The 15,054-nt window shown below is 62.5% G+C and carries 12 protein-coding genes and 1 pseudogene; 4 read left to right on the forward strand and 9 right to left on the reverse strand.

Features of this window, described 5'->3' with window-relative positions; genetic code table 11:
* Window positions 1–495: 495 nt before the first annotated feature.
* The 7 genes and pseudogenes from PHA81_RS19225 to PHA81_RS19255 all read right to left on the reverse strand — a co-directional run bounded on the left by PHA81_RS19225 (window position 496) and on the right by PHA81_RS19255 (window position 6,397).
* Complete coding sequence (locus tag PHA81_RS19225; protein WP_273838339.1) at window positions 496–1,026, reverse strand: hypothetical protein; 531 nt, start codon at window positions 1,024–1,026, stop codon at window positions 496–498.
* Between the two features lie 9 nt (window positions 1,027–1,035).
* Entirely contained in the window at window positions 1,036–1,758 is a 723-nt protein-coding gene (locus PHA81_RS19230; RefSeq protein WP_273838341.1) for a helix-turn-helix domain-containing protein, read from the reverse strand.
* Between the two features lie 68 nt (window positions 1,759–1,826).
* A pseudogene (locus PHA81_RS19235) lies at window positions 1,827–2,171 on the reverse strand (hypothetical protein); the annotation flags it as partial.
* The gene (locus PHA81_RS19240) at window positions 2,168–2,755 is read right to left on the reverse strand and encodes a winged helix-turn-helix domain-containing protein (RefSeq protein ID WP_273838345.1); all 588 of its coding nucleotides are present in this window, start codon (window positions 2,753–2,755) and stop codon (window positions 2,168–2,170) included. The gene PHA81_RS19240 and the pseudogene PHA81_RS19235, both read right to left, overlap by 4 nt.
* A gap of 246 nt (window positions 2,756–3,001) precedes the next feature.
* Window positions 3,002–4,084 (reverse strand): ABC transporter permease subunit, encoded by a 1,083-nt coding sequence (locus PHA81_RS19245; protein WP_273838346.1) that lies wholly within the window; start codon window positions 4,082–4,084, stop codon window positions 3,002–3,004.
* The gene (locus tag PHA81_RS19250) at window positions 4,081–5,046 is read right to left on the reverse strand and encodes a sugar ABC transporter permease (RefSeq protein ID WP_273838348.1); all 966 of its coding nucleotides are present in this window, start codon (window positions 5,044–5,046) and stop codon (window positions 4,081–4,083) included. The genes PHA81_RS19245 and PHA81_RS19250 overlap by 4 nt, the downstream gene beginning before the upstream one ends.
* Before the next feature lie 7 nt (window positions 5,047–5,053).
* Window positions 5,054–6,397: an extracellular solute-binding protein gene (locus tag PHA81_RS19255; RefSeq protein ID WP_273838350.1), complete on the reverse strand. Its 1,344-nt coding sequence runs from the start codon at window positions 6,395–6,397 to the stop codon at window positions 5,054–5,056.
* A 248-nt stretch (window positions 6,398–6,645) separates the two neighbouring features.
* Between PHA81_RS19255 and PHA81_RS19260 the strand changes: the two genes are divergently transcribed.
* Window positions 6,646–7,782: an ABC transporter ATP-binding protein gene (locus tag PHA81_RS19260; protein WP_273838352.1), complete on the forward strand. Its 1,137-nt coding sequence runs from the start codon at window positions 6,646–6,648 to the stop codon at window positions 7,780–7,782.
* A 9-nt stretch (window positions 7,783–7,791) separates the two neighbouring features.
* Here PHA81_RS19260 and PHA81_RS19265 read toward each other — a convergent pair whose 3' ends face one another.
* Entirely contained in the window at window positions 7,792–9,825 is a 2,034-nt protein-coding gene (locus tag PHA81_RS19265; protein ID WP_273838354.1) for a glycoside hydrolase family 15 protein, read from the reverse strand.
* 106 nt (window positions 9,826–9,931) lie between these two features.
* On the opposite strand from PHA81_RS19265, the gene PHA81_RS19270 reads away from it, so the two are divergent.
* The 3 genes from PHA81_RS19270 to PHA81_RS19280 all read left to right on the forward strand — a co-directional run bounded on the left by PHA81_RS19270 (window position 9,932) and on the right by PHA81_RS19280 (window position 13,665).
* A complete protein-coding gene (locus PHA81_RS19270; RefSeq protein ID WP_273838357.1) occupies window positions 9,932–12,052 on the forward strand; it encodes an alpha-amylase family glycosyl hydrolase in 2,121 nt (706 codons plus the stop codon).
* Window positions 12,053–12,125: 73 nt separating this feature from the next.
* A complete protein-coding gene (locus tag PHA81_RS19275; protein ID WP_273838359.1) occupies window positions 12,126–13,175 on the forward strand; it encodes a TrmB family transcriptional regulator sugar-binding domain-containing protein in 1,050 nt (349 codons plus the stop codon).
* A gap of 70 nt (window positions 13,176–13,245) precedes the next feature.
* Window positions 13,246–13,665, forward strand: coding sequence for a hypothetical protein (locus PHA81_RS19280; protein WP_273838360.1), 420 nt, complete (start codon window positions 13,246–13,248; stop codon window positions 13,663–13,665).
* A 671-nt stretch (window positions 13,666–14,336) separates the two neighbouring features.
* Here the strand turns inward: PHA81_RS19280 and PHA81_RS19285 are convergent.
* Entirely contained in the window at window positions 14,337–14,873 is a 537-nt protein-coding gene (locus PHA81_RS19285) for a sugar-specific transcriptional regulator TrmB (RefSeq protein WP_273838362.1), read from the reverse strand.
* Window positions 14,874–15,054 lie beyond the last annotated feature (181 nt).

Raw genomic sequence — 15,054 nt, forward strand, 5'->3', positions numbered from 1 at the left:
TGAAAGTGACTATTCCTGTAATTAGTGACTGCTGTACGATATTTCCGAACTGATTTCGAAACCGTGCAACGGGCTATGGGGGATCAAATCTCGTTCGGATCGAGCAATTAGTCGTTGACGATAGGTTGGGTTCGGCTATCTAACTCCATCCTCGAGAGTTGGTAGTGGTGTCTGTTCAGGAACACGTGTGACGTCCTTTTGTATGCTTGGCTCATCGATGGCTACCTCAGGGGTACGCACAACTCGATGAGCCACGAAGGAGGTGCAAGATACGCGCGCTGTATCTTGCACGCCGATTTTAGCAGATAGCCAATCTGTGATATTGGAAAGTACGAAGACTTCGGCTAATCTCTATAGTACGGTGGGGAGTGCTAATAGCGTTGTATCAGAAAGGGGGGTTTCTGAGACACCAATCCCGCTCTCTCAACCGATAAGCAAACAGGCGGGTTTGTAGAAATCCATCTTCCGAATCTCTGGTGAGGAGGGCAGCACCCCTCAAATGACGGTCAGCGAGTCGTCCGAATCGTCGTCGATGATGTCAGAGACGCCGTAGACGCCGATCGCATCCCCGTAGCCCAGTTCGTCGACTGCGGTCTCGATCCCATGCTTCGCTGGGATGTCGTCAGTGAGGACGACGACGTCCGTCGCCCCCGTGTCTCGGAGATGCTGAATCACCAATCCGGCGAGGATCGTATCGGTTTTCTCGACCTCGTGTTCGGGCTGGCCGGTCTCGTTCGCAATGACGCGTCGCGCGATGTCGCTGCCAGTGACTGCATCGGCATCCTGTGGTGAGGGCGCATCAACGATGTCGGCCCACCCCTCGTCGAGCGCACGTTGAATACGGTCTGTTTCCGGGCCACCGAGTTCGCCGACGACGCGGCGCGGAAGCTGGAGGACGACGCCTGCAGTTCGAACCTCGCGCCGGAAGCGCTCGTACTTCGGGTTCGATGGACGCCCGATGGCGAAGAACACGTTGGCATCGACGATGACCGGTACGTCCGCCGATAGCGGCGACGAGCGGCTCATTCCGACGGCTCACTCGTCAGCGCTAGTCGCCGGTGATTGCTCCGAGTCACCGGCCTCGTCGTCGGGTTCGGGGAGATCGAGCTGGTCGTGGACATCTGGGAAGAGATACGCGAAGTAAGGATCGTGGTCACGGCCGAGCGCGAGCGCCGGCCTGAGCGCGTAGACAATCATCATCGCCTCGGTGTCACGCACGTCGATGTCGGTCGCAACCATCCGCTGGGTAGTCTTCCCCGCGAAGTGGAGGCCAGCCCCGCGCAGCGCGGCCACGAGCTTGCCGACGCCGTGACGTTCGACGAAGTACGCGATGTCCTCATCGACCTCTTGGAGTCCAATGGCGTGGAGGACCGTCGGCGTAATGATGATCGAGGCATACTGTTCGAGGATGACCAGCGGCTCGGCGGTCACCCGCTGTGGGCGGGTCGAGTCGTCTCGCTCGACGAGTCCGAGCTCGGTCAGCGTATCGACGTACTCGTAGGTGGTCGACTTCGAGAGGTCGAGTGCGTCCATAATCGCTGGTGGTGTCACCGGTCCCTTGTAGCAGGCGTAAACGTAGATCCGCGCGAGCGCCGGGCGGTTGAGCAGCTGGACAACTGTTTCGAGTCGGGGGGCGTTCTCGGCGAGCGCCTCGGGCGTGAGTGCTGCATCATCCACCGCGTCGAGCGGTGGTGGGTCTAACACCTCACCCGTCCCGCCATCAGGACAGAGGTATTCGTGATCGGGGGGTAGGTCCATACCCTTAGTTCGAAGTCCATGTACTTCAGACTATCGTCGGTGCTCTCGTGTGGGTCAACGTCTCCAATCAAAGCCGAATCAACGAGCACGTTCGATCTCGTCGGCCGGGCGATCGCCGGCGTTTGCGATGTAGCGTTGGATGCCGTTCATCGTCTTCGAAACCACTGGGTTTGCGTATTCTAACGGATCAGCGATACGCCCCTATCCATCGTCGATGGCGATATCGACCGGAATTGTTTTCGTTCGTCGACATCGCTAGCCTCAGTTCCGGTCAACCCCTCGTAGATACGTTCCGAGATGACGAACACGATCTCGTTGCGCTTGGCGAAGGTCCGCACCCGCTGGTAGCGCTGCTTCGAGGGCCTCCCGAATGCGACGAAAAAGCCCGTATCCGCGATGTGGAGCGCGCTCACATGTCGAGATTCTCAGCGTCAGCCACGTCCGCCAGCGATGCACCAGCGTCTTCGACCGAGAAATGCTCGCGAACGATCGGCCGAAGGGCCTGGAGAATTACTTCGGCTTCGAGCTCCGAGATTTCGAGATCATCGGCCACAAGCCGATGGGTTGTCTCGCCGTGTTCACGAGCGATAGTATGGGAGAGCGCGGTTGCGAGGCCGTGAACGCCGTGACGATCGATATACGAGTCGATGGTGTCGTTGGTCGCCCGGCGTGCGACTGCGGCAATCAGAGCGGGTGAGATGGTGTATTCACGATTTCCGTCGACGGTCAGCGTGAGTTCGATCTCGACGGCTGCGTACCGTTGGGGTTGGGTGTCTTTGGTGGAAGTGAGAACGCCAGTATCGGTAAGCTGATTCACGTAGGTGTAGGCAGTTCCTTGTGAGAGATCGAGTGCGTCGATGAGGTCGCTGACGGTTGCCTCGCCCTCGCGGTAGAGATATGCGTAGATGCGGGCGAGCTGGGTTTGGTCGAGGAGATCGGCGATCGAGAGGAAGTCGTGGATGACATCTCCTTCCTGCTGCGAAGTGGTTTGTGACATGGCCGATCCGTGTGGTTATATATTTTGAATGACCTGTAATGAGTCTGTCGGGCGCTTCGAAAGCAGTGCACCAATCGACGATGACGGTGTGACGTGCGATCCCGACGTCGACACTATCTCTCCCAACGATTCGAGCGTTTCCGGCCGGCTCGGCGGCGACGCCTATCGGACCACCGGCGAGAGCACCGGGTCCGAGGCCGACAAGGAGGCCGCGGTGGACGCTACGTCAGCCCGGATGGTCGTACCTCACCCCTCCATCCCGCTGAACGAGAGGCCACCCTCGATGTATCGTTGGGCAAACAGATACACCAGCATGATCGGTGTCGCAAAGGTGAGCGCGAACGCCGAGAAGCGCGCCCACGGGATCGAGTACTCGCTGATGAGCGAATACAGCCCGACCGGAAGGGTGTAGTTCTCGGTGGTGAGCAGCGTCTGGGCGACCACGAACTCCGTCCAGCCCGTGAGGAATGTGAAGATGAACACCGTGGCGAGTCCCGCAGTGGAGAGTGGAATGATGACCTCAGTGACGACGCGCCACGGCGGCGCACCGTCGACGACGGCCGCCTCTTCGTAGGAGACCGGAATTCCATCCATATACGTCTTCAACAGCCATGTGTTGAACGGGATCGCGGTCGCCGCGTAGTAGACCGCGAGCGCGAGCTTGCTGTCGTTGATGCCGAACTGGACGTACACGGCGTACAGTCCGATCAGCAACGCAACGCCGAGACCGCCGCCGATCTGTGTCATTAGGACGTAGACGAACAACACCTTCCGCCGGAAGATGAACTTCCGACGCGAGAGCGCGTACGCCGCCGGGACGACCAGACACATGGCGATGACGACGGTCGGCACGGCGACCGTGAGGCTGTTCCAGAGGAACCCCTTGAAGTTCGATGGGTTCGTGACGCCGTACTGGGAAACGTCGAGCATGACGAGCTTCGGCGTGTCGACGACGATGGCGAGATCAGTGAGCGGCAGGTTCACCGAGACGGCGTACCCCGGAACGATGAGGTCGCCGATCACCCAGAGGAACGGCTGCAACGTCGGGTTCTCCGGAAACAGACGGAACCCGCCGGAGGAGTAGATCGAACCACCGGTGCTGGAGAGCGCGGCCGTCAGAATCCAGTAGATCGGAAACAGGAGCGCGAGCACCACGGCGAGCGCACCGAGGGTTGCGCCGAGCGTTTTCAGCGGCTCGACGAGCGATATCTCGCCGCGTCTGACACCGTTGGCCGTATACACCGCGTCACGAACGGCAGTGACGGGCTGGAGCGCGAGATTCCGCACGTCCGTTTTCAGCTTCCGACCGATCCGACCGAAGAGACTCACTGTTCTGCCACCCCGTCAGCGAGCCGGCCACGCTTGACGTTCAGCCACATGAACGCGCCGATGAACAGCACCGCAATGAGGCTGACAGCCGCCCCGTACCCGTACTCCGAAAACGACAGCGCCTCCCGATACCCGTAGACCACGATGAGTTCGTTCGCCCGACCGGGGCCGCCCTGGTTGAACACGAACGGGATGAGGAACTGTTGGAACGACGCGGCCGCCGTCAGGATCGAGGCGAACAACACCGGTCGTTTGATCGACGGGAGGGTCACGTGAAAGAGTCGCGAGAGGAAGCCCGCACCGTCGACTTTCGCCGCCTCGTGGAGCTCCTCGGGCACGTCCTGTAACGCGCTGACGGTGATGATGACCATGAACGGGTACGCGAGCCACATCTCCGTAACGTTGTACGCAAAGAAGGCCGGCCACCGCTCGGAGAGCCACGCGATCGAGTCGATACCGAGGGCCGACAGCGCCTGATTCGCCATCCCGAACTCGGCCGAACTGAAGATGCCGCGCCACACGGTGACCGTGAAAATAGCCGGCAGTCCCATCGGAAGGATGATGAACGACCGCATCACCCGTCTGCCGCGCACGCGGTCGCTGGTCACCACGAGTGCGATAGCGAGGCTCAGCCCGATCTTCAGGATGACGCTCGTCGCCACGAACAGCCACGTCACCCCAAAGGAGTTCCAGAACGTCGGGTCGGTGAGGACGGCGACGTAGTTTTGGACCCCGACGAACGTCGCCTCGCCGAACGTCAGCACCGAGGCAGCCCCGTCGCCGGCGAACAGGTTCGCCGGGGCGGCGTTCGTGAGCGAAACGCCAACGAGATACACCACCGGGAACAGCATGAACGCCGCGAAGACGAACAATCCCGGGAGGACGAACAGCAGGGAGACATCTCGCTTGTCGAGAAACGGGATCGCCTCGATACGGCGTGCGACACGCGAAACCGTGCTCATGACCGGGCTACTCCCAGTTGCTACGGATGGTTTTTGCGGCCTGATCGAGCGCGGCCTTCGCGCTCGCGTCGCCGTTGAACGCGCTGATAAGTGCGGTCTCCATCCCTGGCCAGACCTTGTTCATCTTCGGATGCGTCGGCATCGGCACTCCCTGCTCGACGGTCTGTGAGAACGTCTGTACCTCGCTCGGGAGTTCGTCGCTACCGACCAGACTCGACAGCACCGGGATCACGCCTTGATCTTTGGCGAGTTTCAGGAGATGGTCCTCGTTCGTCACGTACCACTCGATGAACGACCGTGCAGCAGCGGTGTCCGCGCCGCTCCCTTCCATGGCTTTCGTGAAGTACCACATCGTGATTCCGGTGTATGGTTTGACCGTTCCGCCGTCGGGTGACGGCAGCGATGTCACCTCATAGTTCACCCCTTTCTCGTTGAGCGTCGCGAGATACCATGGCCCGTTGATGGCGAACGCCGCGTTCCCTGCGGCGAAAGCGGCCGCCTGTGGCTCATACTTGGGATCGTTCGGCATGTACGGTTTGAAGTTTTCGAGCGCGAACTCGAGCCCACGAACGGTCTGTTTCGTGTTGACTCCGAGCATCTGCTCCTTGTCCGGATCGAAGTAGTAGCCGCCGAACGCCTGGAGCCACGCGCTAGTGTAGTAGGGATCGAACGGATAGCTCAGTCCGTACGTCCCGTTGCTCGGATCGTGATGTTCTTCCATCACCGAGACCATGTCGGCCACCGTCTTCGGTGCCTCGTCGACCATATCGGTGTTGTAGATCAGCGCCACCGTCTCGGCTGCGTGTGGGAGACCAACGACGTTGCCCTCGAACTGAATCGCTTCCGCAGCCGTGCTCGTGAACGAATCGAGGGCCACGCCGAGATCGTCGCTCTGGTCGACGACGAACCCGCGCTGGAAGTAATCGCCGACCCAATCGTGGGCCCACTCGAACGTTTTCGCGCCCTGCCCTGCCGGGATCGCACTCGTGGTCTTTTTCTCCATGTCGGAGATATCCGCTCCCTCGATGGTGTGCTCCGACTGGGTGTTGAACGCCTCGATCGCGCTCTTCCGGGCGGGAATTTCGGGTTCCGGCAGCGAGTACCACGCTTTCGCCGAACCCGCTGGTCCGGTCGACCCAGTCGCGTTGCCCGCCGCCCCGCCACTGGACCCGTTGGTGTCGCCTGCCGAGCCGTTTGCGTCGTCACCCGATCCGTTACTGTTGCCCTGCCCGTCGCCGCTCCCGGAACCGTCTCCGGATCCCTGTTGCTGGGCGCTGATACAGCCCGCGACCGCCAACAGGGCGCTCGTTCCACCGATCTGCTTCAGCAGCCTTCTGCGATTCGTTGTCATAGTGAACGTTGGATGAAAGAGTCGTTCACAACTTAATAGCTTCGGAACCGCACGAATGTCTGTCACGATCGCCGAACGGATCTTGCCCACACCCACCCGACGATGCCGCTGATCGAGCCGGACCCGACCGCACGTAGCGGGTGGAGCACCGCTTGGAACCACCTCCGGTACATCTACTACGAACTATCACATCGTAAATTTTCGTTTCGGGGGAAGAACTATGGTCGCTCGCCCGTAGATCTCAGCGGATGGCAACTGTCACGCTTGACGCTCTCAGAAAGGAGTTCGACAGCGGACGGCTCGTGGCGGTCGACGACGTCTCCCTGGAGGTGGCCGACGGGGAGTTCGTCACGGTCGTCGGCCCCTCAGGCTGTGGGAAGTCCACGACGCTCCGCATGATCGCGGGGCTGGAACAGCCGACATCAGGACGGATTCGCATCGGCGGCGAGGACGTTACCGACCTCCACGCGCGTCGCCGCGACGTCGCCATGGTGTTCCAGAACTATGCGTTGTACCCCCACAAAACCGTCCGGCAGAACATGGCGTTCGGCCTCCGGATGAGTACCGACCTCGGCAGCGACGCGCGCAACCGGAAAGTCGACGAGACGGCGGCGATGATGGACATCGAGGAGCTGCTCGACGACCAACCCGACGAACTCTCCGGCGGCCAGAAACAGCGCGTCGCCCTCGGTCGCGCCATCGTGCGCGAGCCGGACGTGTTCTTGTTCGACGAGCCGCTTTCCAATCTCGACGCGAAGCTCCGGACGAGCATGCGAACCGAGATCCAGCGCCTCCAGGACGAACTGGGGACCACGGCGATCTACGTCACCCACGACCAGGAGGAGGCGATGACGATGGGCGACCGCCTCGCCATCATGAACGACGGCGTTCTCCGACAAACCGGCACGCCGACGGACGTGTATACGACCCCGAACAGCGAGTTCGTCGGTGGGTTCGTCGGCTCACCCTCGATGAACCTCCTCGATGTCGCCGTCGAATCCGCTGCTGACGGCGTCAGGCTCGTGAACGAGGACCGCTTCGAGTACCGCCTGACCGGCGAGCGTGGCGAGCGCGTCGCCGCAGCCGACGTGGCGACCGCACGGCTCGGGATTCGCCCCGAAAACGTTCGCGTCACCGGTGATCGAGAGGGAATCGAGACCGGCGTCGAAGTCGTCGAGCCGGTCGGCAGCGACAACTACCTCTATCTCGATCTCGGGCCGGAGTTCATCGCCCGGGTCGCCTCCGATGTCGAACCCGAGACAGGCGACATCATTCGTGTGACGTTCAACGAGACAGACATCCACCTCTTCGACGCAGCGAGCGGCGACGCACTGCTGGCGACGGACGCTGGCGAGCCGACGGTCACGGCGACGGCATCGCCCTGACGACGCCGGTCAGTCGTTCGCGACGACTGCGTGTGATTCGAGCAGCGAGTACTCGTCGAGCAGGGCGATCGTCCCCAGCCGCAGCGCGTGGGACCACCCCAGCGGCGTCGCGCTGTCGGGCGTGCCATCGTCGAACACCTGCTCCGGAAGGATGCCACTGTCGCGGGCGAGCGGGCCGTCCGGGAGGACGAGTGCGAGCAGGTCCCGCGCTGTTTCGGCCAGCCCGTCCGAGCGCTCGTCGTCGCGATCCGTGAGCATCGCGGCGAGCGACCCGGCGGCGTACGCCCCCCACGCCGTCGAGACGGTCCAGATTTTCTCGTGGTCCTGCTGGCGTTGTCGCCAGTCGTCGCCGTCGTACCGAACGAGTCCGGCGACCGCACCACTGTCGGGCTCGTGACGGAGTTCGGCAACGAGCGTCGTGACGTGTGATACGAGCCGATCGAGGCGCTCGTCGTCGATGTCGCCGACACGGGCGTACTCGCGGTGGGCGCGGACGAGCGCGAACGTCGCCGAATCACACCGTTCGTCGAGCTCGCCGGCGGCGTCGTGGTCCGGACCGTACTCACGCAACGCGAAGATCCCGCGCTCATCGACCCAGAGATCGTCGAGACCGGCGTAGACCGCCGCAGCCTGCTCGGCCGCCCGGTCGGCGAGCGGTGCGTCGGTCGCGGCGACCGCCGAATACGCTTCGAGGACGGTGGCCGCGGTGTGGGTGAACCGTCCGGTCATGTCCTCCCACACGTTCTCGCCGGCGACCGGCCGGCCGTCGGCGGCGAGATCGTCGTCGAGAGCGTCGAGGGCGCGTTTCAGCACGTCGTGGTGGCCGTTTCCGTCCCCGTACGCCGCCAGATAGGCCACGACGCTCGCCGTCTGGTCGGCTTGATAGTCCGCGCGTTTGTCCGTCTCTAGCCGCCCGTTGGCCCAGCCCGGCGCGAGCGTGCCGTCGAACGCCCAGACGCGATGAGGCCACGTCCCGTCGTCGAGCTGTGCTGCGGCGTAGACGGCTGCGCTGCGGGCGTGCCAGTCGTCGAGCCCGAGATCGAGCTGCCGATCGGCGGCGAGGAGGAACGACGAGGTTTCGGCGTCGTCGCGAAACCACGCGTAGCCGTACCCCCCCGAATGGGCGTAGTACGGGTCGAACTCCGGGCCGGCGATCCGGAGCCCCGACTGCCCGGTGAGCGACGAGAGCACCCGGCAATCCGTCCCGATCGCGTCGGCGTGGGGCTGTTCGGTAGCGGTGGACGGAACGGTTCGTCGGTCGGCCACACGTTCGAGCGCGGCGGCGTCGTAGTCCGCTGCGGCCGTTCGAACCGCGTCGAGGGCGGCCTCACGCGATCGCTCCTCACGTCTCGTCAGCAGCGTCGCCACCGTCACCGTGCCCTCTTCGGCCGGAAGGACACCGTAGACGTCGCCACCCAGTACGTCTTCTCCGGAGGTGTGCTCCTCGTCCTCCCGCGGAGACGCGGACGGTGTCCCGTCGAGAAGGGCTGCAAACCCGTCGAACCCGGAGCCACGGATCGTGTCGAACCCGGTGGCGCTCGCGAGGTAGTCGGTTTCTGTGGCGTGGTACAGTTCGACCGCATCACCGTGATGGAGTTGTCCGATGCGCGTGTCACGACCATCTGGAGCGAACCCGACGCCGGCGACCACGTCGAGTGGTTCGTCCGCCCTACTCACGTCGACGTGTGTGACGTGGATTTCGTCGAGCGTGAGGTCGTACTGGGGTATCACCCCGTACTTGGTCTCGTGATCGGTAACCACGAGTCCGGTGTCGCCCTCGTAGCGCTGGGTACTGCGCCGGGCGTCGAACCACGATGGTTCGGCGTCCTCGGCAGTCGGACGAACGCCGAACCGGGACCGGACGATGCCGGTCAGTCCCACGAGCGGGTAGCTGCAATCCCGTATCGATCCGTCCTCGTCGACGTGAACGAGCCGCCCATCGGAACCCGAGAAGCGCCCGGTCGTCGTCCGTCGTTCGCCCGGAAACTGGGTGGCATCGTCCTGGTGGCGTTTGTAATCGTCCAGCGCATCGCGGAGGTGCATTGACGTGAACGTCCTCCCCACGACGTAATAACTTTGGTGCAATTGTAGTTCAAACCTCTTCCGCGATCGAAACGGTCAAACCCCCTCGGTGGCGACCCGTGTGAGTATGCATCACCCTGGACCGCCGCGCTTTCTCCACGTCGGTGAGTCGGTTGAGCTCGCACCCCGAAACCCCGATACGGCGGCGGAGTACGCGTGGCGAATCGTCGACCAGCCCGCCGAGAGCACCGCGACGATCGACGACGACGCGATCGTCCACCTCGCGCCGGACGTTCCTGGCGTCTACCGCGTTGAACTCGACGTACCCGACGGTGTTCACACACAGACGGTACGCGCGTTCCCCGACCCCCGCCGCGAGGCACGCTTCAGCGTGGGCGCTGACGACGTGGATGCCGACCTCGCTGGCGTCGACCACGCCGCCGTGATCGGGCAGTTCAACGACTTCACGATGGGAACCCATCGGGCAGAGCGCACCGGCGAGGGTGATCGTTCCGGTGAACACGCTCGTGCCGGCGGGCACGCGGGTGACGAATGGTCTCTGGACGTGGCGCTCCCGCCGGGTACGCACGAGGCCATCTTCGCCTTCGACGACGAGTTCGATCCGCACGCGACGAGCGAGGTCACGGTCGAGGGTGCCGGCCGACCCCGTGTTCGCCTCGACGGACGGTGTGAGGGAGAGGAGATCGTCGTGACCGCGATGGCCGACGCCGCTCCCGACGGGAGCGCGCCGAGCGTCGAGTTCCATCTCGACGACCGAGATGGCCTCACGCGCGACGCAGTCACCGTCGACGGCGAAACGTTGCGAGCCCCTGCCGACGCGCTTCCGGAGCTATCGCGCGTCCACGCCGTCGCCGTCGCCGAACGCCACAGCATCGCCGACACGCTGACGATCCATTCTGACTCCGCCGGCGAACGGCCGCGTCCCGTCTCCGTTGACCGTCCAGCCGACCCGCCGGCGTGGGTTCGCAACGCGACCATCTACGAGATATTCGTTCGGGCGTTCGCCGGCGACACCGTCGACACCACGTTCGAAGCGATCGAACGACGAGTCCCCTATCTCGCATCGCTCGGCGTCGACGCTGTCTGGCTCACACCGGTCTGTGAGAGCCCCACTCGCCACGGCTACCACATCACCGATCTGTTCGACACCGCCGCTGATCTCGGCACCCGCGAGGAGTTCGCGTCGCTGGTCGATCGCCTCCACGACGCCGGTATTCGAGTTCTCTTCGACCTCGTCATCAATCACACCTCCCGGGACCATCCGGCCTTTCAACTCCAGCGAGCCGGCGTCCCCGAGTACGCCGATCACTACGAACGGGTGCCGGCCGAGCAGGACACCACGGACGTCGACTGGGCCGGCGACGACGCGCCCGGCCACTACTTCACGTGGTCGAAGATTCCGAACCTGAACTACGACTCCCTCGCCGTCCGCGAGTGGATGCTCGCTGTCGTCGACGAGTGGGCACCCCTCGTCGACGGGTTTCGGTGTGACGTGGCGTGGGGCGTCCCGCACGGTTTCTGGAAGGAGGTGCGCGAACGCCTGAAAGAACGCGACGAGGAGTTCCTCCTGCTCGACGAGACCGTTCCGCGGGACGCCGCCTTCCGAGAGAACGAGTTCGACGTGCACTACGACACCGACCTGTATGCTGCGCTCCGTAATATCGGCACCGGCGACGCACCGGCGAGCAGTCTGCTCGACGCGCTCGACGACTCGCGTCGCCACGGCTACCCCGACGAGGCACTCCATCTGCGCTACGTCGAGAACCACGACGAGGACCGCTACGCGACCGACTGCAACGACGGTAGCCTGCGGCCCGCTGCGGCCGCGACGTTCACGCTTCCCGGCGTCCCCATGATCTACTACGGGCAGGAGCGTGGCGTTCCGGCGGATCGCGGCACGATGCGGTGGCACGACGGCGACGCCGCCCTGACCGACTTCCATCGTCGGCTCATCGCGCTCCGCAACGAACGCCCGGCACTCCGTACCCCCGGCGTCGAGCCCGTCGCGTGCGATGTCCACACCGGCGATCCCGACCGCGTTGTCGCCTACGAACGCAGCAACGAGGACGAACGGCTGGTCGTCGTGTTGAACTTCGGTACCGAGCCGGCGCTCGTGACCCCTGACCGGATCGTCGAACACACCGATCCGTTCGGCGACTCCGTGCAGACCGGGGACGGTATCCGGGTCGACGATATCGCCGTCCTGCCAACCACCGAGCAGAGATGACGACACCTACACTACGGCGGCGACATAGGTCACCACCGGATATTGTAAGTATCAGCCACTGTGAGAGAACACCATGAACGACCCCTCGATCGAGCAACTGTTACAGCAGTTCGGCCTATCTGACAAGGAAATCGACACGTATCTGGCGATTCTGGAACAGGGCGAAGCGAAGGCAAGCGTCATCGCCGACGAGGCGGACGTCTCCAAACGCCACGTCTACAGCGTCGCGGAAACGCTCGCCGATCGGGGGTTCGTCGAGGTTAACGATCACGTCGTGCCGACGACGATCCGGGCACACTCGCCCGAGAACGTCGTGGACACTCTCGCCGACGGCCTCGAAAAGATGGAGCCGGCGCTCGAATCACGGTTCTCGCAGGCGGCACCCCGCTCGGAGAGCTTCGAGGTCGTCAAATCGCGCGTCACCGTTCTCAAGCGCATCGCCGAGCTGCTCGGCCGTGCGGAAGGGGAGGTAATGCTTGCAATCCCCTATCGACTGCTCGACGATGTCGCCACGGAACTGCGGGACGCGATCGAGCGCGACGTGCTCGTCGTACTCCTCGTCACGGGGACGGATCTCGACGACGGCCCTGACCTCGATGGGCTGGCCTCGGTCGCCCGCGTATGGGATCAACCGACGCCGACGATACTCACCGTCGACCGGGAATTAGGACTCGTTGCCCCGCCCGAAATGCTTTCACGCGCGAACAACGCCACGCAGGCGATCGCCTTTGCACAGGAACAGCTCGGCCCGGTCATCGTGGGCTCGTTTCTCGGGAACTACTTCCCGATGGCCTCTGAGATATACGCAGCCGATCCGGAGCCGTTACCGACGACGTACCGGGATTTCCGTCACGCGGTCTTGCAGGCGGCACTCCACATCCGTACCGGTTCTGCAGTTCGCGCACACGTCACCGGTCGTCCCCTCCACGATGAGGACGGCCCAACCGAACTCGATGGTGTGGTCGTGGACATCCGACAATCACTGCTCGAACCGACGAACAGCTCGTTTCCCGTCGAGAACACGCTTATCATCGAAACCAACGACGGAACGTACAACGCCGGCGGACAAGGCGCGTTCGTCGAAGACTTCGAAGCATCGATGGTAGAGCTCCAGTTTCAGTAGTTCACAAAGCGGGTTAGGTGAACGGGCTGTTTGGTCGGTTGATGCAGCCAACGAACTCACCAAAGAGCAGGTGCTTAACTTCCTCGTCAACACTCTCGATGAAGAGATCGATATCGAACTCGGCGAGAGCGCCGATATCGTCCCCGAGGACATCTGGGACGTCCTCGTCGGCTGTCGCGCCGACGAGGATTCAGTCAGTCACCTCTGTGAGCTCGAACGAGTCGGCAAGACACTCATCCAGCAGAATATCCTTGAACTGCTTCCGGATCGGCCGGTGGACATCGTCGCCGAACTCCACCTCCGTCCGTACTACGACGAGGAGTACGACTCCGAAGAGGAACTCTCGATGATAAAGAGGACTGGTTCAACCTCTCGAAGCCGGGCCGGTATGTCTTCGAGATCGAGTCGGCCGAGGGATCGATGCACATTGAGGTCACCGGGACCGATTCGTACGCCGGCGTTGACTGCTACGTCATTGAGTCGCGAGTGAACGAGACGCGTACTCAGGAGACCTGCACCCAGCAGGCGTTCAGCAGTGCACCCTACGTCGCCTTCTACGACGAGAACGGAAACCTCGAACAGCGGATCGAGCTCGTTGAGTACGAGAGAGTAACGTCTGGTAGCACCATGCCACTGTCATTCGCGTTATTTCCCACAAACCACATACGGGTACCGATAGCATGATGGAGAAGATAGTCCAGAGTGACAAAGTCACGATCAGTCTACTGACCACTGTTGTTCGATCCGCTGTTCGATTGCACCAACAACCGTCGAGGCGACATCGATCGGGTGCAGAGAGCTCCACATAAGATCAGTGATCTCGTCTCCTGCTGGCGGTTGATGAAAGTGGAGGCGTGCGTTGTGGGGGTTCGGGTGACGGTCCCATCGACATTCCCAGTGGTCTGCAGCCGTCGTTTCGACGTAGTGTATCGAGAAGTCGCCACTCGCAAACCAGCGAATATCCAGTCGAGCGGTTTCGACCGTTGGTGGATACCGACTCGCTTCACACAGTACACGGAGGATTCGGGGTTCGTAGCTGTCGGGATCGAACTCGGTTGAAGCGACGAGTGGTTCGTCGGTGAGGATTCCTTCAAGGAGGTGGAGTGTCTGTCGGTCTGGTGGACCAGTTGATGTGGGTCCGTTGTCCGGCGGTAGCGTCATCTATGCTGGCAGGAGATGGCCGTCGTTCAGCGAGAGCTGACGCGCGAGTTCGTAGAGACGGATATCCCGTTCGAGGGATTGCCATTCGCTGATGGCGTCCATTCGCTCGTGGATCGCATCGTGATCGTCATGCTCGAAAACGGAGACTGACGTCGGATCGGTCGTCCCGAAGCGTTGTTCGAACTGCTCTCGGCGATCTTCGAGCCGTCGGACGCGTTCGATGATCTCCTCGACAGTGAATTCGTCGGCGAGACGGTTCGCGTCCTGCCATTCGAAATAGGCGTCATTTCGCTCGTAGCGAGCGGGTCGGCTCTGGCGATCGGTCTGGGCGATACCCATCTCCGCGAGGCGGTCGAGATGTTTTTTGGCTGCATTGGGTGAGCAGTCCGCTGTTTCGGCGATCTCGCGATAGGACGTTGGTTCCGTGATTCCAAGGAGGACGTCGTAGACGCGCTTGAAGGTATCCGTGGTGTCGGACCAGCGGTGTCGCAGTTCGTTGACGTCCTCGCCGGATGGATTCGGATCGAAGTCGGCCATGAGCGGCTGTACACGTCGCTTCGCAATATAAGTTTGGAAGGCGCAGATATATGATCGAACGCCGCACAAATATTATAGCGTCATATAATTTATTAGGGGCGATATTGGCTCTTGAGCGCCTGAAACGAGTGAAATCGGCGGAATTGGCGATTCGGCATATTACTCGTGCTTAATCGGATTA

The organism is Halococcus sp. PRR34, assembly GCF_028617175.1.
Classification (GTDB): Archaea; Halobacteriota; Halobacteria; order Halobacteriales; family Halococcaceae; genus Halococcus; species Halococcus salifodinae.